The sequence below is a fragment of the Pseudomonas marginalis genome (assembly GCF_001645105.1).
Classification (GTDB): domain Bacteria; phylum Pseudomonadota; class Gammaproteobacteria; order Pseudomonadales; family Pseudomonadaceae; genus Aquipseudomonas; species Aquipseudomonas petroselini.
The window spans coordinates 17,379-37,811 of record NZ_LKEG01000013.1; the positions used below are offsets into that span (position 1 = coordinate 17,379).

The following is a 20,433-nucleotide window of genomic DNA, read 5'->3' on the forward strand; positions in this document are numbered from 1 at the left end:
GGATGAATCGTTATGATGAATGTGGACCTGCAACAACTGATCCAGACATTGACCCCCCGGGCCCGTCGAGACTTGGAGCGTTCGGCCGAACGCTGCGTGACGCGCGGCGGCAGGGAAGTGCTGGTGGAAGACCTGCTGTTGACCCTGCTGGAACATCACGATGGCCTTCTGGCAAGGGCACTGGCGGATGCGGGCCTCGACGCCGGAGAGCTACAAGCCACCCTGCAACCCAAGGGGGAGTCGAGTGCTTCGCGCAATCCTGTATTTGCCCAGGCACTGGTGCGATGGCTGCAACAGGCCTTGATGGTTGCTCATTTGGAGCTGCGACAGACTGAAATCGATCAGGGCGCCCTGTTGCTGGCGTTGTTACGTCATCCGCTGGAGCATGCAGGCAGTGCCTATCAGGCGTTTTTGAACCGGTTGGATGTCGAGCGTGTGCACGGTTTCGTGTTGAGTCAGGTGGCGGCGACCGATCCTGCGCCTGAGGGCCAATCGCTGCTGGGGCGCTTCACCCATGACCTGACACGCCAGGCCCATGAAGGTCGTATCGACCCGGTGTTGTGTCGTGACGCTGAGATCAGCCAGTTGATCGACATCCTCATGCGCCGGCGCAAGAACAATCCAATACTGGTCGGTGAAGCCGGAGTCGGCAAGACCGCGGTTGTCGAAGGCTTCGCGCTGCGTGTTGCCAGCGCACAGGTGCCGGGCGCTCTCAAGGATGTCCGGGTGCTGACCTTGGACATGGGCCTGCTCCAGGCGGGTGCCAGCATCAAGGGTGAGTTCGAACGACGCCTCAAGGGTGTGATCGATGAGGTGAATGCCTCGGCAAAACCGGTGATCCTGTTTATCGACGAAGCGCATACGCTGGTAGGGGCGGGCGCCCAGGCGGGCACGTCGGATGCCGCCAACCTGCTCAAGCCCGCCCTGGCCCGTGGTGAGCTGCGCACCATTGCTGCCACCACCTGGACGGAATACAAGAAATACTTCGAAAAAGATCCGGCCTTGGCCCGGCGCTTCCAGCCTGTGCTGGTCGGTGAACCGAGTGTCGAGCAAGCGGTTTCGATACTGCGCGGATTAGTTTCGGTGTATGAGCAAAGCCATGGCGTCTACGTGCGGGACGATGCGGTCGTCGCGGCGGCGCAGATGAGTGCCCGTTACCTGGCCGGGCGGCAGTTACCTGACAAAGCGGTGGATGTGCTCGACACCGCCTGCGCTCGCTTGCGTACCCGTCAAGAGATGGCGCCGGAAGCATTGCAGCGTCTGCACGCGGAACAGGCTGAAGGCGCGCGGCAGCTTCAGGCACTGAGCCGGGATCACGACTCGGGGCTTTCTGTGGATGAGCAGGTCCTGCACGCGCTGAACCAGCGCATGGAGGCGGTGGGCTGCGAATGCGAGCATCTGGAGCAACGCTGGCTTGAACAGCAAAAGACGGCGCAGCAGGTGTGTCCGCGCCTGGTGGCCCAGGTCATCAGTGCCTGGACAGGCATCCCGGTTGAACAACTGGCGCTCGAGCACAGTGAACGGGTCTTGGGCTTTGCCGATGCGCTGCGCTCGCGCATTCTCGGCCAGGAGCAGGCGGTACAAGCCCTGGACCGTTGCCTGCGCGCCGTCGCAGCTGGGCTCAACAAGGCCGAGGCCCCGGTCGGTGTGTTCCTGCTGGTTGGCCCAAGTGGTGTGGGCAAGACTGAAACTGCGTTGGCGCTTGGCGACCTGTTGTATGGCGGTGAGCGGTTTGTCACCACCCTCAACATGTCGGAGTTCCAGGAAAAGCACTCGCTGTCTCGATTGATTGGCGCACCGCCCGGTTATGTCGGTTTTGGCGAGGGCGGCGTGCTGACAGAGGCCGTGCGCCAACGTCCGTATTCGGTGGTGCTGCTCGATGAAGTCGAGAAGGCCGACCCGGAAGTGTTGAACCTGTTCTACCAGATTTTCGACAAGGGCCTGGCCAATGATGGGGAGGGCCGGGAAATCGACTTTCGCAACACGCTGATCCTGATGACGTCCAACCTGGGCAGCGAGTGCATCGGCCGTTTATGCGCTGGCGACCAGCGACCTGATGTGCACGTGCTGCAAGAGGCGATCCACCCGTTGTTGCGCGATCACTTCAAGCCTGCGTTGTTGGCGCGGATGCGTGTGGTGCCGTATTACCCGGTCACGGGTGAGATTCTGCATGACCTGGCCAGGCTCAAGCTGGAGCGTCTGGGCCAGCGCTTGCATCTGCGCAAACTGGCCTTCAGCTATACGCCGGAGCTGGTTGCACACATGGCCGAGCGGTGTACCCACGGTGACAGCGGTGCTCGTTACATCGATCAATGGATCGAACTCCATTTGTTGCCGCAAGTGGTGGACAGGCTGCTGGAGGCCATGGCTCAAGGTGAACCCCTGTCACAGGTGCATGCCCGCGTCCAGGGTAATGGCCATCCCATCTGTGAGTTCAGCCAATGAGGGATAGCCGGCTCACTCAGATCCCTCATCCTTTGGCCTGCGCCGATGCGCTGCTCGGCTGGTTTATCCGCCTGGGCATCGAGGGCGACGAAGCCACCTTGCCCAGTCTTTGTGTCGCAGCGGTGGCGCAACTGAGCCAGTGCGAACTCAGCCAGTTGTACTGGCGCAATGAGTCCACCGGTCGGCTCGAACTGATCGCCCAGCATTTGCCCGGCGTGCTATGCCCCAGTGACCCGGCCTGCACCCAGGACTTTCAGCATGAGCAAGTGTTGCAGTACGTGCTCAGCCATCAAAGCGCCCTTAGCCTGGAAGATCTAACGGGCAGCGTTTACGAATACGGGTTCCTGCCGGCGATGGCGTCACCTTGGCAAGCGTTGTCATGCGTGCCGTTGTTCAATCGAGGCAAAGCCATCAACGGCGTGTTGTTGTGTGCCAGCCAGCGCCAAAAAAACTGGCCGGACCACACCGCCTCCTTGAGCCAACTGGGCAGTTTTACCTTGATGCAACTGGCGTTGCTGCGGTGTAAGCGTTCCGCAGAGGGTGTCGCTCCAACCCATGACGGCACACCATCCCCCGGTGCTGCGTTTGGGTTGATTGGCAGCAGCAAGGCTATGGATGAGACGTATCGCTTGATCGGTAAGGTGCTGAATACACCCTATACCGTATTGCTGCGCGGCGAGACCGGTACAGGCAAGGAGGTGGTCGCACGAGAGATCCATTCTGCGGGGCCGCGAAAGCGCAAAGCGTTCGTGGTGCAGAACTGCGCGGCATTTCCCGAAGGGCTATTGGAAAGTGAGTTGTTTGGCTACCGCAAAGGTGCATTCACGGGGGCGGAGCGCAACCACACGGGGCTATTTGACACTGCGCATGGTGGCACGCTGCTCCTGGACGAAATCGGCGATATGCCACTGTCGCTGCAGGCCAAGTTGCTGCGGGTTTTGCAGGAAGGAGAAGTACGCCCACTGGGGGCCAGTGAAGCCCACAAGGTCGATGTGCGCATCATCGCCGCGACCCACCGTGACCTCGCCGCAATGGTGGCCCAAGGCAGTTTTCGCGAGGACCTTTACTACAGGCTTGCGCAATTTCCTATCGAGCTGCCGCCGTTGCGTGAGCGCGACGGCGATGTGTTGCTGTTGGCGCGCGAATTTGCACACAAGGCGTCTACTGCGCTTGGGCGTGCGCCGGTGGGGTGGTCCAGTGCAGCCCTGGATCAACTCTCCAGTCACGCCTTTCCCGGCAATGTCCGTGAACTCAAATGCCTGGTGGAGCGTGCGGTACTGCTGTGTGATGACGGCGTGATCCTGCCGGCCCATCTGTCGTTGTCTGCACCCGCGACCAGTGAGTCAGTCGACGCGACGTTGCGCCAACGCCTGGAGCGCGTCGAGCGCGTAGTCCTGATCGATTGCCTGCACAAAAATCGTGGCAACCGCACCCGTACCGCACGTGAGTTGGGCGTCGCACGCCGCACGCTGCTCTACCGCCTGGCGCGTCTGAAGATTCCCGTCGGTGATGCCCGTGAGGAGTGCTGAACGGGCGACGTGTGGGCACCTTACTTTCATGGGAGATACCTGATGTCTTTTCATCCGTGGCGAGCCGTGGTGCTTGCGTTGTGTTTGTTGAGCGGCTGTAACGCCAATTATGTCTTTGATGATGCCGACTACCGTCCATTGGGTGACCCCCAGGCGACCCGTCGTGGGCAGTGAGCAGGGGAGCGCTGCCATGCAATTAGTGTTTGAAGTCTGCAGTACCGCAAGCGGTGTGCTGTCTGTCGGCAAAACGTTTGATCGTATTGGCGGCGTGATCGGCCGTGGGTCGGGGTGTGACTGGATCATCCCTGATGCCAATCGCTTGATTTCCAGCCACCACGGCTTGGTCAGTTACCGGGAAGGCCACTACTTTCTGACGGACATCAGCAGCAACGGCATCGGCGTATCAGGCAGCATGGAGCGTCTGTGCAAGGGCCAGGCACGGCTCATCAGTAACGGTGATGTGTACCAACTGGGGGCGCTGGATATCCGTGCCCGCCTGGTGATGGATGCCCGGCAGACGTTTGCGCGGGATGACATGATTCCAGACGATGCGTTCCTGGGGCTTGACCCTGTCCAAGCATTGGATCGCGAGCAACGGCGTGGCGATTCATCAGCAGAACTGGACGCCTTGGACACATCAGCGCCGGCGCCGATCCAAGCGCTTTGTCAGGGGCGCGTGGACCGCGATCATTTGGTCGTACCGACATGGGCTGAACCGGTCAAGGAGGTCCTATCTCCAGAGCCCGTTACCGCTGCATCGGGTGCTTCGCAAGCATTCTGGGCACAGTTCGCGCAAGCATTGGGCATGCCTATGGACACGCTTGATACATCGGGTCGTGAGGGCCTGGCGATCAAGGTGGCGGGCTTACTCAGGCAAACCGTCGAAGGGTTGCAGCAAAACCTGAGAACTTGCCACGAGCTGAACAGTGAGATCAACGGGACGCTGGTTGTCCCGGTCCTCAATACCCGTAACCCGTTGAACGATGCTGCCGACACCCAGTCAGCCCTGACGTCGCTGCTGGATGCTTGCGCGCCGGACCAACGCGCTGCCGAGCACGCGGTTGCCCAGACCTGTCGGGACCTGCAAGTTCATCAACTGGCCTTGGTCGTGGCCTGCCGAGCCACCGTACGGGCCGCGTTGGCGGCCTTTTCGCCTGGGCACCTGCTGTGTTGCTTCGAGCGCGAGGGCAGGCCAGCCAAGTTGTTTACCGATGGCGTCCATTGGCGGGCGTATCAACGCCACTATCGACGGCTGATGGACGACGATCCCTTGGGCGAGCAGTTGTTACGCAATGATTTTTCCAAAGCCTACGAGGAGCAGGTGCGCCTGGTCTCCACCCTGCACGCCGGGTACCCAGGATGATATTCATGTCGCGAGTCGCTGTTACATCCACGTTGTTAGCGCTGGGCCTGCTGACGGGTTGCAGCACGCTTTCACCGTTCTCGACCCTGACCAAGCTGGACCTGACGTTGACGGCCAGCGAGGCGGTCAACCCCGATCTTCACGGACGTCCCTCGCCCGTAGTGGTGCGCCTGCTTGAGTTACGGCACCCGGTGGCTTTTGAAAACGCCGACTTCTTCAGCCTCTACGACCGGGCCGAGCAGACACTGTCCAAGGATTGGCTCAGCAGCGAGGAATGGGAGCTGCGTCCCGGCGAACAGCTGGCGCTCAAACTCAGTGTCGAACCCCATGGCCGTTATGTCGGCGTGCTGGCGGCCTATCGCGATTTGCCCCATGTGCAATGGCGGCTGGTAGTGCCTGTGGCCCCGAGCCAACTGACCCGTGCCGACCTTGTGCTGGACCAGGCGGGTATCCGGATGGCGGCGCCTCAAACCGACACGGCGGAGCATTGAGATGCAGATCCATAACGTTATCTGGCAGGAAGGCATGCTGCTGAGGCCCCAGCACTTGCAGCACAATGATCGCTACTACCATCGGCAACTCAACCGCAGTCGCCTGTTGAGCAGTGATGCCTGGGGTTTCCTGACCTTGGACGTCGATGTGCAATACCTCAACCTGGGCAAGGTCGTGGTCAACCAGGCCAGTGGCGTATTGCCGGATGGCAGTCTGTTCGAACTGAGCGGCGCCATGGAACCCCTGGTGTTGCAGGTACCTGCCAACGCCGGCAGGCAAGCCCTGTACCTCGCGCTGCCCCTGGCGACGGGCAATCAGGTTGAAGTGCGCACGCAGGAGCAAGGCGATGTGCTGGCACGTTATGTCGCCTGTGAAACGGAGATCGGAGACTCCAATGCCGGCGTGGATTCCCGTTGCCAGATCAACTGTGCACGTCCGGATTTACGCCTGATGCTGGGGGAACAACCGAGTGATCCTTACTACGTGAAACTCCAGGTCGCCCAGGTCCTGGATTCGACCCATGAAGGCGGCGTGACGCTGGACGTGGATTTTGTGCCGACGTTCATCTATCTCCAGGGCTCGGGGTATGTGTCGTCATGCATCAAAGAAGTGATCAGCCTGCTGGCCACCCGTGGCGATGCGATAGCCGCACGCATCCAGGGTTCCGGCGCGTCGGCGGGGGCGCAGGTCGGCGACTTTCTGATGCTGCAATTGATCAATCGTGCGGAATTGATATTGCGTCATTACCTGGGCCAGGCCCAGGTCCGTCCGGAAGCGTTATATCGGGAGTTGCTGGCGATTTTTGGTGAGCTGTCGACGTTCGCCAATGACAACAAACGTGCGCAATTGGCGACGCACTACCGGCATGGTGATCAAGGGGCGAGCTTTCGCGGGCTGATGGAAGGCCTTCGCACGGTGCTGTCGCTGGTCCTGGAACAGCATGCCATTGAGCTGACGCTGCAGCAGCGCCAGTACGGAGTGCTGGTCTGCCCAGTCAGCGATCTCAAATTACTCGGTGCGGCCACGTTTATTCTGGCGGCCACCGCCCAGTGCGATTCGGAGGAGCTGCGCCATCGCCTGCCGGCCCATCTCAAGATCGGCCCCGTGGAACGCATCCGTGAACTGGTGAACCTGCACCTCGCAGGCATCAAGGTCAAGCCGCTGCCGGTAGCGCCGCGGCAGATCCCGTTCCACGCCGGCAAGACCTATTTCATGCTCGAGCTCAGTCCACGGGATATCACGCAGCTGGAGCAATCCGGTGGTTTCGCCTTCCACGCCAGCGGCGAGTTCGCCGAGCTGGAACTCAACTTCTGGGCTATCAGGAACTGAACACCATGACTATGGACAGTGAATACCCGCAGGATGAAAAAACCGTGCTGCTTGACCGTGAAGGGTTGGGCCCGGTGCGGGGCGCCGTCACGGACTACCCGTCGCCGCCTCGCTTCGAGCAGTTGGAAGACCGCATGATCTATACCGCCCACCTGCAGGGCGCACCGCCATTCAAGATGGGTTCGAATATTTTATTGGCAGCCGCCTGGGAGCTCTTGTTGCAGGTTGTTCAGCTCAAGGCCGGTCCTGGTCGGGAAAGCCTGCAGGCACTCAATGACCAGCTGTCATCGGGCGTCAACGCGTTTGAGGCGCGTGCCTTGCACCAAGGCGTAGAGAACAGTCAGGTGATGTCGGCGCGTTATGTGCTGTGCAGTGTCATTGATGAGGCTGTGGTCACGACGTCTTGGGGCAGTCGTAGCGACTGGTCGAAGACCAGCCTGCTGAGCCGCTTCCATAACGAAACTTTCGGCGGTGAAAAATTTTTCCAACTGCTGGAGCGATTGTCCCGCGACCCCGTCAAGCATGTGGCCATGCTGGAGCTTATGTACGTGTGCCTGTCGTTGGGTTTCGAAGGTAAATATCGCGTCATGGAGCGGGGGCGGGTGCAGCTGGAAACCCTGCACGATGCGGTGTACCGCCAGATCAGGCATGTGCGCGGTGATCGGCTGCCGGTATGCATTTCGCCGGAAACCGGTAGGGCCTCTCAGGCGCGGATTCGCCTTGTCTCCACCACCTGGGTCGTCATCTGTGTAGTGGCCTGTTTGCTTGCGATGTATTCAGGGTTCGCCTGGATGTTGGGCCAGGAGCGCATGACGGCGCTGCAACCTTTTCAATCTTCGGTGTCAGTCCCGTCTCGGACGCCCTTGTAACGCTGGGAGCTAGGTATGAACGCATTCTTCAAGGGCGCGGGCGCGGTACTGCGCAAGAGTTGGGTCTGGAGCCTGTTACTGGTGCTCTCGAGTACGCTGTTGGTGTGGTTTTTGGGGCCTTTGCTGGCGGTGGATGACTACCGTTTCTGGCAAAGCCCGACCTCCCGTTTGCTGACCATCTGCGGGTTGTTGCTGCTGTGGGGGCTGGCGATGGTCGTGGTGGGCGCACGCCGCTCCGCTCGGGCGGATCAGCCTGAACACCTCGACCGTCATCAGCGGCAGGCGTTGGTCAACAACGAAATAAGCCACGTACGGGGGCGTTTCAAGGAGGCCCTGCTGACGTTGAAGACCTCTCGTCGCTACGGCGAGCACAGTCAGCGCTGGCGCAATGAACTGCCCTGGTACCTGTTGATTGGCGAGCGGAGCAGCGGCAAGACCTCGTTGTTGGCCGCCAGTGGCCTGCAGGCTCCGCTCGATCGGACCGAAGCGGCGTTCCCAGGGAGTGCGGCTTACTGTGACTGGTATTTTGCCGACGAAGCCGTGATGGTCGAGATGGCCGGCCGCTACCTGGACCAGCCTGATCCCGCGGTAGATGGCGCAGGATGGTCGACATTGCTGGGCCTGCTCAAGGCGTGGCGCAGAACACGGCCGCTCAATGGCGTGGTGGTGACGCTGTGCGTCGACACGCTTTTGCGCAGCAGTGAACACGACCTGGAGCTTCATGCGCGTCACGTGCGTACCCGCTTGCAGGATATCCAGCAGACACTGCATGTGGATGTGCCGGTTTACCTGGTATTGACCCAGGCTGATCGGCTGGCTGGGTTTGCCGAGTTCTTTGATGCGCTGCAGGGCGACAGCACCGAAGATGTGCTGGGTGAGCGCCTGGTTGCAGGCCTGGCCGGCACTGATATTGAGCAGGTACGCGACGCATTCGAAGCCCTGCTGCAACGCCTGGGAGCCGAGTTGATCCCGCGCTTGCACCAGGAGCGAAACCTTGAGCGCCGTGGCCGGATGCTGGATTTTCCTCGGCAGGTTGCACGCCTCGGCGACTGTCTGTGCGTGTTTATCGAGGCTGCGTTTTCCGCCCATCGCCATCAGCGTATCAACGGTTTGCGAGGGTTCTACCTGACCTGTGCGAAGAGCGGCGATGTACGTCCCCATTTTGTCCAGGGCCTGTTCAATCGCGTGGTTTTCGCGCAGGCCGATCTTGCCGGGTTGCATACGCCGGAGCGTCGGCGCCTACGTCGACGCCATGGGTTATTGGCGCTGGCCGCATCTGTCGTGATCGCCGCGGCGGGGGCGCTGTGGCTGCACAGTTATTCGTTCAACCATCAGCGACTGGTGCAGCTTCAGGCGTTGACCCAACCCGAGTCCGCCATTCACCCCGGTTCGGACCAGAGCCAGACGTTGCTGGCGCTGCTGGACAGTCGCTTGGCGGCGACAACCGTATTTCCACTGCCGGTGCAAGTGCGATGGGTTGATCGGGCGGGCTTGTATCAAGGGGATGTCAGTCGTCCACCGTTGACTAGTGCCTATGAACACGCTTTGCATCAACAATTGCTGCCCTACGTGACCACATTGCTCGGAGAACAGGTGCGAGCGAGCCTGGGAGACCGTGAACGGCTGCTGGACAGCCTGCGCGCCTACCTGATGCTCAACCTGCCCGAACGACGTGATGCAAGTTGGCTGGCGGAGCAGGTGGCTGGGCAGTGGGCTACCGGGTACGCGGGGGAGGCTGCGGCGCATAAACGCCTGGCCGGACACTTTGCTCGGCTTCTTGAGCAAGGGTTCCAGGCGCCGTTGAACGATGAACTGGTCGCCCAGGCTCGCCTGGCGTTACGGGGTGAGTCACTGGCAGAGGTGGTCTACCGGGCACTGCGGGAGCAAGCCCGGAACCTGGAGCCTTACCGCCTGGCCGAAGGCCCCGCATTTTCCAGGGTTGAGCGACCCATCCCGGGTTTCTACACAAAAAAATACCTGCAGTTTTTCGAAACGCAGGGCCCTCAGTGGGTCAATGCCATTGCCCAGGACAACTGGGTGCTGGGGGAAGCCACCGACCTGAGTGTCATGGACTTACGCAAACTCATGCTGGAGCTGGAACAGCGCTATTTCAGCGAATACGCCGATGCCTGGAGTGATGCCCTGGGGCGAATCAGGCTGCTGGAAAGTGACAGTCTGAGACGCAGCACGGAGCAGCTTGCGAGCCTTACATCCGCTCAGTCGGCGTTGGTGCAGCTGTTGCAGCAGGTGCGTGAAAACACACGACTGATGCCGCTTCACGAACAACTGGGTACGGTGAGCCAACAGCTTGCAGACTCAGGCGAGAAGGTATCCGGCGCGCTGGCCAAGGCGTTACCGCGCCAAACGCTGCCCGATAATGCCCGGCGCGCGTTGCAACGCCGCTTCGAGCCTCTGCATCAGTTGCTCGATGAAGAGCAGAACCCCGGGGTCGAGTTGACGCAGGCATTGCGCCTGCTCGATGAGCTGTACCTGCAATTGTCGACACTGAACCGGGACAGTTCACCGGAGCAGGCCGCGTTCAAGCTGGCCAGGCAGCGGATGGATGGGCAGCAGCCGCTACTGGGCAACCTGCGTGATGCGGCAGCGCGCTTGCCGCAACCGCTCAGGGGATGGTTCGAAGGTATTGCCGAGCAAAGCTGGCGCCACCTGCTTGATAACGCCTATGGGTACGTGAATCAGCGTTATCAAAGCGAGGTCTACGGCTTTTATACGAAGGCGATCCAACACCGCTACCCGTTCAATGCCCATGCTGGCAGCGATGTCGCCCTGGACGATTTCCAGGCGTTCTTCAAACCGAAGGGGGCCATGGAGCGTTTTTATGACGGTTATCTGCGGCCGTTTGTCAGTGTCGAGGGCACCCGCTATCGCTTGCGTGCGCTGGAGGGGCGCAGCTTGCCGATGTCACGTTCGTTGCTGGACCAACTGACCAGGGCCCAGACCATTCGCCAAGGTTTTTTCAACGAGGAGCGGGGTGATTGGGCCGTCAGGTTTACGCTGGCGCCCTATAGCCTGGATCAAGCCGTCAGCCGGGCAACGTTGCAGGTGGGCAGTCAGCAGTTGGAGTACCGGCATGGCCCGATCGTGCCGATGGTGTTCCATTGGCCGAACGCGTCCGGAAATGGGCGCACCAGCCTGGTGCTGGAACGCGGCGCCGAGCGGCCATTGGGCATCGAAAAAGACAGTGGCACCTGGTCGTTGTTCCGGTTCTTCGAGCTGATGCAAAGCGAGCCTGCCAGCGGCAGGGACGCGCAGATACTCAAGGCCGACCTGGCTGGCCTCCGTGCCAATTACCTGCTCACCAGCCAGGGTAACCCCAGCCCTTTCCAGATCGCGACATGGCGCACCTTCCGCCTGCCGGAGCAATTGTGAACCGGGCGCTGCGTTGGCGAAGTGCAGGGCGCACGGCGCAAGGCAAGGGCCGTGCGCGCAACGAGGATGCATGGCTTGATTGCCCGCAACGCGGGTGTTGGGCGGTCGCCGATGGCATGGGCGGCCATCGTGCCGGGAATGTGGCCAGTCAACGGGTGGTCAGCAGTCTTGCCGCACTGCCAGCCCATGGGGGCTTCGAGCAACGGATCGACGCGGTGCGACGCTGCTTGCGTGACCTCGACAGCCAATTGCAAGCCGCCGATGGCCTGGCGGGCATCATGGGCAGTACGGTGGTTGTGCTGTTACTTGAACACGACCGTGCAGCCTGTATCTGGGCAGGTGACAGTCGATGCTACCTCTGGCGGAGTCAGTGCCTGTATCAACTGTCGCGCGACCACTCTTTGCAGCAACAACTGATGGATAAGCAGCAACTGAGCCTGGAACGCGCTCGGGCTCATCCGGACGCCAGGGCCCTGACACGCGCCATTGGTGCCCGACAGCCACTGAGCCTCGAGATACTGGAGTTCAGTGCCCATCCAGGGGATGTGTTTTTACTGTGCAGTGATGGCCTGTACCAGGGGCTCAGCCACAGTGAGCTGGGGAGCGCCATGAGTGCAGGTACGCCGCGCAAGGTGGTGGAGCGCTTGTTCAGCGGCGCGTTACGGGCGGCGGCGAAAGATGACTTGACCGCCGTGGTGGTCCAGCCATGAACGCAGCAGCGGGCCCGCCGAGCCTGCTTGCGGGCCGCTATCAGCTTGAACGGATCCTCGGTTCAGGCGGGATGGGCGTGGTGTATCGCGCCCGGGACCTGCTGCATGAAGCGTTCGGCGAGCCGGACTGCCGTGTGGCGCTGAAGCTGTTGGGCGAGACACTCTCCGCGTGCACCGATGCGCATTTATTGTTGTACAGCGAGTTCGCCCTGACCCGCAGCCTGCGCCATGATCACGTGGTGCGCGCATTTTCTTTCGAGGTAGACACGGCCCACCAGGTGGCATTCTTCACCATGGAAGTGATGCCCGGCCTGACCCTCGACCGCATGCTCCCGGAACGCCCGCAAGGCCTGCCGTGGCAGGAGCTGCAACCTATGGCCGTGCAATTGCTGGATGCGCTGGCTTACACGCATCGGCAAGGCGTCCTGCATGGCGATGTGAAACCGGCGAATATCATGGTGGGGGAGCAGGGGGTGCGCTTGTTTGATTTTGGCCTGGGCCATGCCGAGGCGCAGGTAGGGGTTGGTTTACCGGGTTTGAGCCGCAGTCGCTTGAATGCCTGGACGCCTGCGTATGCGGCACCGGAGCTGATGGCCGGAGGGTTGCCATCAGCCAGCGCGGACCTGTATGGGGTTGCGTGTGTGTTGTATGAGCTGGCCGAGGGACGGCGTCCCGGCGAGCGCCAACGCAATCAGCGGTTGCCGAGACCTCGGCAACTGCCCAGGCATTGCTGGCCAACGTTGTGCACCGCACTGGCGATGGACCCGGAGCAGCGAAGGGTATGTATCGCCGAGTTGCGCGAAGTCCTGGGCGGCAGGCGACGTCGCTGGTTCCTGGGGTAACGCGTCAACCGGCCAGGTCATGCAGTTGGCAGTACTCGACCCAACTCAGGCCGGCCATCTGCGCCACTTCCTTATGCACCTCAAGGCGCTGGGCTTCAAAGGCTTCGCCGGATTCGGCGGTCAGTTTGAGGGTTAACTCCCAGGCAAACAGGCCCTGGCGCTCGGCTTCCGCTTCGAAGGCTTCATGCAGCCGTTCGGCACGGTATTGCGCCAGGGTTTCGCCCTTGGCCTGGGCGGCCAGCGGGTTCAGGGTATTAAGTTCAGTGGCGACATCGGGATGTGCGTCGAGGAATCTGTCCAGCGCGAGCTGATGGTTATCACCGGGTTGTGACAAGGGCTTACTCCAAACAAAGGCAACGGTAGGGTGACACTCGGATAATGCCCATTGAAGCAGATTCGGACATTGGCCCAGGTCGGAACATTCAATTATTTGGAAAAAACACGGAATTGCCTGTCATCCAATACGGAAAAATCACTTAGATGCGTGGCAAAAGGCTTTCGCTCATCGTGCCTGGACGTGTAGCGTTAGCCCAGTGTTTCCGGCCCTGCCTTCCAAGGACAGTGGGCGATGGGCAGAGGGATGGGTCATGGCGCAAACGCTGTTCAAACTTTTCTTCACCCAGCGCCTGGCCGCCCTGGCCGGCACCGAGTCGCTGCGGGCGATTCGCGAAGGGCTGTTGTGGATCCTGCCGTGCCTGCTGGTGTCGGCGGGCTTTCTGATCTTGTCTGAATCTGCCCGCGTGCTGGGCTTCGACCCGCATTGGGTGACGTTCCTGGCCGGGCTGCACAACCAGATCAGTTCCGTGATCCCTCTGCTGGTAGCCGCTTCGATTGGTTATATGCTGGCGATCCAGCATCGACTCCCACAGCTGCCCGTAGCGTTCCTGTGCCTGGCCCATGTGGTGGTTGCGACGTTTATCCTGCGTGACTACCCCCGGGCCTCTGCCACCTTCGTGCTGTTCATCGCGATTGCCTCGCCGCTGCTGAATGTGCCGGCCATTGCCTGGCTGCACCGTTATCGCTGGACTCGGCTGGTCAACGAAGAGCTGGTAGGGCACAACCTGCGGGGCACCATCAATATGGTCGTGCCGGGCGTCATCACCGCCTTGGCGTTGGTGAGCGTGCTGTCCTTGTTGCTGCAGATCCCTTATGTGGCACAGCTCCAAGGGCCCCAGGTACTCGATGCCCTGGAGTCGCCGTACGGCAGCGGTTTGTTTGTGACTTTGATGAATTCACTGCTGTGGTTTTTCGGGATCCACGGCGTTTACGCCATGCAGCCGCTGTTCGATGTGCTGGATCAGGCGGTGGTGCTGAACAGCGCTGCACTGGCGGCGGGTGAGCCGATCAAGTATGTGTTGAACAGCGGTCTGTTGGGCAGCTTTGCGTTTATCGGTGGCTCGGGCGGCGCATTGTGCCTGTTGCTGGCGATCCTGCTGTTCTCCAAGAGCCAGTCCATGCGCCTGTTGGCGGTGGCGAGTTTGCCGCTCTCACTGTTCAATGTCAGTGAAGTGCTGTTGTTCGGTTTGCCGATCATCCTTAACCCGCGATTGTTCATACCGTTTCTGATCGTACCCGCGTTGAACGCCATGCTGGCGTTGACGGTGGTGCAGATGGGGTGGGTGTCGCCGGCGGTGGTCAGCGTGCCGTTTACGGCGCCGGTGCTGCTCAATGCCTATCTGAGCACCCACGGTGATTGGGTGGCGGTGGCCCTGCAAGTGGCGCTGCTGGGGCTGGGTACGCTGGTGTATGCGCCGTATGTGCGCGCCATCCACCGCCAGGCCACCGAAGGGGGCACGGTGTACCTCAAGTCCCTGGACATGACTTTCCGTGGCCTTGAGGAAAAGGGCCGTCTGCGCGAGCTGGACCCGGTGCTCGCGTCCCACAAGACCCTGGCGCGCCAGGCCAATGAACTGAGCCGCATCCAGCAGATCAGCGACTACGAGTTCTATCTTGAATTCCAGCCACAGGTCTCGACCCGCACTGGCTTGTGCACCGGCTGTGAAGCACTGATGCGTGCCCGTGATGCCGACGGAAAAGTGCATTCGCCGTGGGAGTTCCTGCAGTGGCTGGCCCAGGCGCATTTGATGCCGGATGTGGATGTATGGGTGGCATCCCAGGCGGTTCGCCACTACCAGAAGTGGCAGAAACTCGGTTTCAGCTTACCGATGACCATCAATATTTCCAGTGCGACCCTGACCGACGCCGCCTATGGCGAACGCCTGGTGGAAATCCTCGCCCAGGCCCACGGGCAGGTCTCAGTGGAAATCACCGAAGATGCGCTGGTGAGTGATATCCAGGTCACACGCCAGACCATTCAGAAGCTGCAAGCCATCGGTGCCAAGGTCTATATCGATGATTTCGGCACCGGGTTCTCGGCCCTGAGTTACCTGCACCAATTCCCCGTGGACTTCATCAAGATCGACCGTAGCTTTGTGGTGGCGCAGCATGACCCCAAGGGCGCCCAGGTCATGACCGGCATGCTGCGCTTTTGCGAGGCGTTGAATCTGGGCGTGGTGGTGGAAGGGGTGGAGACGGCCGAGCAGCTGGCCTTCCTGAATACGGGTGCCGATTTGATTATTCAAGGCTGGTATTTCAGCAAGGCGCTGCCGGACGATCAGTTGCAAGGCTTTGTGCGTGAGCGCGAGGCCCTGGCGCAGGGCTAATAACCGCGCCGGACCTGCTCGATGTCCTCGACCAGTGCGTCGATACCGGCGAGGCGCGCACGGTTGTCGTGGTCCCAGGGGTGGAAGCCGGGTTTGAAGTAGTGCAGCCACGGCACCAGCATGCGTGGGAAGACTCCCTTGGGCCCATACAGAAACTTCAGCATGCGCCAGAAGCCTTTCAGGTGCCCGCCCGACTTGCGGTCGGCAATCAGCAGGCGCACGTGGAAGTCGAACACCACCAGCCAGAATAACAGCGTGGTGAACAGCATGGTCCCGGTACGCAGCAAGTAGCGCTTGGGACCGGGCTTGATCACGCTGTTCCAGACGTCGAACGCCACCGCCTTGTGTTCGGTTTCCTCCAAGGCGTGCCAGTACCACATCTGTTGGTAGCCCTTGAGTGAGTCGCCGAAGCGCGACGGGTCGCTCAACAGGATTTCGGCAAGCATCGCCGTGTAGTGTTCAAGGGCAATGGTCACCGCGAGGTTGAAGGACGCCGGCAAGTGTTTTTTCTGCAGGTCGAGGATGAACTTCAGGCGCCGGTCCAGGGCGTGCGCGGGCAGCCCCGCGGCTTGCAGCAAGTCGTTGTAGGCCACGTGCTCGCGGCTGTGCATGGCTTCCTGGCCGATAAAACCCTGGATCTCTTTCTTCAGCTCAGGGTCGTCGATGCGCTGGCGGTAGTGGCGCACGCTGTCCATGAAAAACAGCTCGCCCTGCGGAAACAGCAGCGACAGGGCATTGAAGAAATGCGTGATGAACGGGCCTTGCTCGTGCCAGTCCTTGATGCGTTCGGCAGGGAGGGCGAAATGGATGTCACGGCGGATCGGCAACATGCTGCGTGCTCCTGTTCAGAGACGGGACTCGTCGTTGGTTTCAAACACCCGCGTGCGGGGCTTCGGGGCCATGCGCTTGCTGGCGAACACCACCAAGGCTTGATAGGCCGCCGGCAGGCAACGGGCGAGCAGGTCGAGGAAATAGGCGTCGCGGCCGATCAGCACGCGACGTTTGTTTTTACGTACGCCGTGCAGGATCACCTTGGCGGCCTGGTCGGCGTCGGTAATGAAGAGCTTTTCGAAGTCGGCGCGGGCCTGCTGTTCGCTGTGGATCAGGAAACCGGTCATGTTCGCGTCGATACGGCTGCTGCGGCAGATATCGGTGCGAATGCCGCCGGGGTGCACGCAGGTGGCCGAGACACCGCAGCGTTGCATGTCCAACTCCTGGCGCAGGGATTCGGTGAAGCCGCGCACGGCAAATTTGGTCGCGTTGTAGCCGCTCATGCCAGGCTGGGCGAACAGGCCGAACACGCTGGAGGTGTTGATCACGTGGCCCTCGCCGCCAGCTTTCAAATACGGCAGGAATGCCTTGGTGCCGTGCACCACGCCCCAGAAGTTGATGCTGACGATCCATTCCAGGTCGGCGTAGTCCACGCCCTCGACGGTGCTCGACAGGGCAACCCCGGCATTGTTGAACACCAGGTTGACCTTGCCGTGGTCGGCCATGCAGCGCGCGGCCCAATCCTCCATGGCCTGGCGGTCGGACACATCGAGCACCTGGGTAGTGATCAATACGGGCGCCAGGGTTGAGGTCTTGATCAGCGCCAAGGTCTGCTCCAGCCCCTGGCTGTTTTTGTCGGCCAGCGCCAGGTGGCAACCTTCCCGCGCCAGGGCCAATGCCAGCGCTCGGCCCATGCCGGATGCCGCACCGGTAATCGCGGCTACGCGGTCGTTGAATGATTTCATGACAGGCTCCCTTCAGGCGTGGAGTGGGGCGTCGCCAGGGGGCGGTTGGGCACGTCGCCCGGTTGCCGGTTGGCGACATAATCGTTGAGCGCAAACTGCCGGGTGACCTGCTTGAAACGCCAGGTCGAGCCGGGCCATAGGGTGGTGTTCTTGCCGGTGCGCGGGTCGAGGTACCAGCTTTGGCAACCGCCGGTGCTCCAGATGGTGCGTTTGAGCTTGGCTTGCAACTGCTGGTTGTAGGCGCTCTCCACGCCGGCTTTGACGTCCACCGTGGCGATGCCGTGCCGTTGCATGCGCTGGAGGGCGTCGAGGATGTAGGCCACCTGGGCTTCGATCATCAGGATCATCGAGTTATGCCCTAGGCCGGTGTTGGGTCCGATGATCAGGAACAGGTTGGGATAGCCGGGCACCGTGGTGCCCTTGTAGGCATGCGCGCCGTCCTGCCAGGTGTCCATCAAGTCCACGCCGCCGCGCCCGATGATGCAGTCGCGGGGCAGGGGATCGGTGGCCTGGAAGCCGGTGCCGAAGATCAGGCAGTCCGCCGGATGCTTGATACCGTCGGCGGTGATCACGCCGTCGGCCTCGATGCGCAGCACGCGCTCGGTGACCACCTCGACATTGCTGCGCGACAGCGCGGGGTAGTAGTCATTGGAAATCAGCACGCGCTTGCAGCCGATGGTGTAGTCCGGGGTCAGGGTCTTGCGCAGGGACGGGCGAGCCACTTGTTTGTGCAGGTGGCGCAGGGCGATTTTCTGCACCATTTTCATCAGCCGTGGGTGTAAGGCAAAGCCGACGACACGGCCTTCCAGTGCCCAGTAAAAAGCGCCGCGTACCAGGCGTTGGGTAAAGGGCAGGTGCTTGAACAGCCAGCGTTCAAAAGGCGAGATCGCCCGGTCGGGTTTGGGCATGATCCACGGTGGGGTGCGTTGGAACAGGTCCAGATGCGCCACGTGCGGCGCGATCTTCGGCACGAACTGAATGGCACTGGCGCCGGTGCCGATCACCGCGACGCGTTTGCCCTTCAAGGCATAGTCGTGGTCCCACTGTTGGGAGTGAAAGCGCTTGCCCTTGAAGCTGTCGAGACCTGGAATGTCCGGCAACGCCGGGCGCGACAGACCGCCCATGCCCGACACCAGCACCCGCGCACTGACCTGGCGGCCATCGCTGAAGCTCAGTTGCCAGCGTTGCTGGGGCTCATCGAACACCGCGCGCTCGAGGCCCATGCCAAAACGCAGGTAGGGCGCCAACCCGAAGCGCGTGGCGCATTGCTCCAGGTAAGCACGGATTTCCGCTTGCGGCGCGAACTGCCGTGTCCAGTCCGGGTTGGGCGCAAACGAAAACGAATACACATGGGACTGCACGTCGCAGGCGCAGCCGGGGTAGTGGTTGTCCCGCCACGTGCCGCCGAGGGTGTCGGCCTGCTCGGCGATAAAGAAGTCGGTGAACCCGGCTTCCTTGAGCTTGATCGCCATGCAGAGCCCGGCAAAGCCTGAGCCGATGATGGCGATGTCGATTGAATCACTCTGGGCATTCATAAGCATTCCTTCGTGGGCATCGGGGTGCTCCTTTTCTTGTTGTGTCTTTTAGATAGAACACCATTGCAAAGAAAAATTGAATTACTTATTTTAAAAAAGATTTTAAATAATCTACCTGAAAATATCGCCTACGCTAGTCCCAGGTTCCTCATGTGCGACTTGTCCGACGGACAGGCACGACGTTCGGGTCCAGGGTGTGGACGATGGCTGAGGCCTTGATCAATACCGGTCGGGTCGCCAGCAGCGGGGATGCAGAGGACCGAGCTATGGCTGTTGAATGGGTTATCGCGGCGGCTGTGTTGATAGGCGCGAGCGCCGTTTTATGGGGGTTCAGCGTCTGGATGACGCGGCGCATTGAAGCCGCCGTTCCGAACAATGGGCGTTTTGTGGAGGTCAACGGCGAGCGCTTTCATTATTACGAGGAAGGCAAGGGCCGTCCGTTGGTGATGATTCATGGGCTGATGGGCAGCAGTCGCAACTTGACCTATGCCTTGTCCGGGCAATTGCGTGAGCACTTTCGCGTCATCACCCTCGACCGACCGGGGTCGGGCTATTCCACGCGCCATACAGGCACCGCCGCCGACCTGCCGGCCCAGGCGCGGCAAGTGGCAGCCTTTATTCACACCCTGGGCCTGGATAAACCGCTGGTGCTGGGGCATTCCCTCGGTGGCGCGATTTCCCTGGCGTTGGCCCTTAACCATCCCCACACGGTATCCGGGCTGGTGCTGGTGGCGCCATTGACCCATCCGCAACCCACCTTACCCTTGGTGTTCTGGTCGTTGGCCGTGCGACCGGCCTGGCTGCGGCGGTGGGTGTCCTACACGCTGACCGTGCCCATGGGGCTGTTGACGCGCCGTGCGGTGGTCAAGGGGGTGTTCGCACCGGACAGTGCCCCTGAGGACTTCGCCACCCGCGGCGGCGGGCTGCTGGGCATGCGTCCCGAGAACTTCTATGCCGCGTCCAGCGAGATTGCGCTGGTCAACGACGAGCTGCCGGACATGGTCAAGCGCTACCCGCAACTGACGCTGCCCATCAGCCTGATCTATGGCGCGCGCGATAAGGTCCTGGACTTTCGTAAACACGGCCAGGCCCTGGCCGACAAGGTCCCGGGCCTGAAGCTGCAGGTCGTGGAAGGGCGCGGGCATATGCTGCCGATTACCGCCACCGAGAGGGTGGTGGAGGCGGTGCACCAGTTGGCCAAGCGTGCGCGGCCGCTGGAAACAGCCGAGATTCTGCATCCGCCGTTTGCCTTGGCAAACAAATAATCGTGGCCTTCATTGCGGGTTGTACGGTCCGAAATGCTTGCGCTAGAGACCTGACCAAACGGCTGAAAAAGAGACTGCATGGTCACGTAGGAAAGGCCTCGAAAAAATAGTTGACGACCTATCGATTCCGCGCTATTTATTTAAAAAAATATTTCAATGTTTGTTTTGAAATGATTTTTGAAATGCCTAAGAGCGAATAAAAATGAAAAAAACGTCTTTTATCGCATGGTTGATTGCCCGGAGCATTCAGTGCTCCCTGAACCTG

General features: G+C 61.0%; 16 protein-coding genes. 12 read left to right on the plus strand and 4 right to left on the minus strand.

Annotated elements, in window-relative coordinates:
• Nucleotides 1–12: 12 nt before the first annotated feature.
• Genes AO064_RS00970 through AO064_RS01010 form a run of 10 tightly spaced genes read left to right on the plus strand, consistent with a single transcriptional unit; the run spans nucleotide 13 to nucleotide 12,969 of the window.
• The gene (locus tag AO064_RS00970; protein ID WP_064052128.1) at nucleotides 13–2,445 is read left to right on the plus strand and encodes an AAA family ATPase; all 2,433 of its coding nucleotides are present in this window, start codon (nucleotides 13–15) and stop codon (nucleotides 2,443–2,445) included.
• Nucleotides 2,442–3,974, plus strand: coding sequence for a sigma-54 interaction domain-containing protein (locus AO064_RS00975; protein ID WP_064052129.1), 1,533 nt, complete (start codon nucleotides 2,442–2,444; stop codon nucleotides 3,972–3,974). The genes AO064_RS00970 and AO064_RS00975 overlap by 4 nt, the downstream gene beginning before the upstream one ends.
• 42 nt (nucleotides 3,975–4,016) lie before the next feature.
• The gene (locus AO064_RS29915) at nucleotides 4,017–4,148 is read left to right on the plus strand and encodes a type VI secretion protein (RefSeq protein ID WP_080943345.1); all 132 of its coding nucleotides are present in this window, start codon (nucleotides 4,017–4,019) and stop codon (nucleotides 4,146–4,148) included.
• A 16-nt stretch (nucleotides 4,149–4,164) separates the two neighbouring features.
• Complete coding sequence (gene tagH, locus AO064_RS00980) at nucleotides 4,165–5,337, plus strand: type VI secretion system-associated FHA domain protein TagH (protein ID WP_064052130.1); 1,173 nt, start codon at nucleotides 4,165–4,167, stop codon at nucleotides 5,335–5,337.
• Between the two features lie 5 nt (nucleotides 5,338–5,342).
• Nucleotides 5,343–5,828 (plus strand): type VI secretion system lipoprotein TssJ, encoded by a 486-nt coding sequence (gene tssJ / locus AO064_RS00985; RefSeq protein ID WP_064052131.1) that lies wholly within the window; start codon nucleotides 5,343–5,345, stop codon nucleotides 5,826–5,828.
• Between the two features lies 1 nt (nucleotide 5,829).
• Nucleotides 5,830–7,158, plus strand: coding sequence for a type VI secretion system baseplate subunit TssK (tssK, locus tag AO064_RS00990; RefSeq protein ID WP_064052132.1), 1,329 nt, complete (start codon nucleotides 5,830–5,832; stop codon nucleotides 7,156–7,158).
• Between the two features lie 5 nt (nucleotides 7,159–7,163).
• Nucleotides 7,164–8,027 (plus strand): type IVB secretion system protein IcmH/DotU, encoded by an 864-nt coding sequence (gene icmH, locus AO064_RS00995; protein ID WP_064052133.1) that lies wholly within the window; start codon nucleotides 7,164–7,166, stop codon nucleotides 8,025–8,027.
• Between the two features lie 15 nt (nucleotides 8,028–8,042).
• A complete protein-coding gene (gene tssM / locus AO064_RS01000) occupies nucleotides 8,043–11,417 on the plus strand; it encodes a type VI secretion system membrane subunit TssM (protein WP_064052134.1) in 3,375 nt (1,124 codons plus the stop codon).
• The gene (locus tag AO064_RS01005) at nucleotides 11,384–12,127 is read left to right on the plus strand and encodes a PP2C family protein-serine/threonine phosphatase (protein WP_064052135.1); all 744 of its coding nucleotides are present in this window, start codon (nucleotides 11,384–11,386) and stop codon (nucleotides 12,125–12,127) included. Before tssM ends, AO064_RS01005 begins: the two co-directional genes overlap by 34 nt.
• Complete coding sequence (locus tag AO064_RS01010) at nucleotides 12,124–12,969, plus strand: serine/threonine-protein kinase (RefSeq protein ID WP_064052136.1); 846 nt, start codon at nucleotides 12,124–12,126, stop codon at nucleotides 12,967–12,969. The genes AO064_RS01005 and AO064_RS01010 overlap by 4 nt, the downstream gene beginning before the upstream one ends.
• 4 nt (nucleotides 12,970–12,973) lie before the next feature.
• Here AO064_RS01010 and AO064_RS01015 read toward each other — a convergent pair whose 3' ends face one another.
• Entirely contained in the window at nucleotides 12,974–13,303 is a 330-nt protein-coding gene (locus tag AO064_RS01015) for a DUF6388 family protein (RefSeq protein ID WP_064052137.1), read from the minus strand.
• A gap of 253 nt (nucleotides 13,304–13,556) precedes the next feature.
• Between AO064_RS01015 and AO064_RS01020 the strand changes: the two genes are divergently transcribed.
• A complete protein-coding gene (locus AO064_RS01020; RefSeq protein ID WP_064052138.1) occupies nucleotides 13,557–15,632 on the plus strand; it encodes a PTS sugar transporter subunit IIC/EAL domain-containing protein in 2,076 nt (691 codons plus the stop codon).
• Here the strand turns inward: AO064_RS01020 and AO064_RS01025 are convergent.
• The 3 genes from AO064_RS01025 to AO064_RS01035 are packed head-to-tail and all read right to left on the minus strand — an operon-like array spanning nucleotide 15,629 to nucleotide 18,903.
• Nucleotides 15,629–16,462, minus strand: coding sequence for a metal-dependent hydrolase (locus AO064_RS01025; RefSeq protein WP_046034769.1), 834 nt, complete (start codon nucleotides 16,460–16,462; stop codon nucleotides 15,629–15,631). The two genes, AO064_RS01020 and AO064_RS01025, sit on opposite strands and share 4 nt — an antisense overlap.
• A gap of 15 nt (nucleotides 16,463–16,477) precedes the next feature.
• On the minus strand, nucleotides 16,478–17,368 hold the full coding sequence (locus AO064_RS01030) for an SDR family NAD(P)-dependent oxidoreductase (RefSeq protein ID WP_064052139.1): 891 nt from the start codon (nucleotides 17,366–17,368) through the stop codon (nucleotides 16,478–16,480).
• Nucleotides 17,365–18,903 (minus strand): flavin-containing monooxygenase, encoded by a 1,539-nt coding sequence (locus tag AO064_RS01035; protein WP_064052140.1) that lies wholly within the window; start codon nucleotides 18,901–18,903, stop codon nucleotides 17,365–17,367. Before AO064_RS01035 ends, AO064_RS01030 begins: the two co-directional genes overlap by 4 nt.
• 266 nt (nucleotides 18,904–19,169) lie before the next feature.
• Between AO064_RS01035 and AO064_RS01040 the strand changes: the two genes are divergently transcribed.
• Nucleotides 19,170–20,168: an alpha/beta fold hydrolase gene (locus AO064_RS01040; RefSeq protein ID WP_244159436.1), complete on the plus strand. Its 999-nt coding sequence runs from the start codon at nucleotides 19,170–19,172 to the stop codon at nucleotides 20,166–20,168.
• Nucleotides 20,169–20,433: the final 265 nt, after the last annotated feature.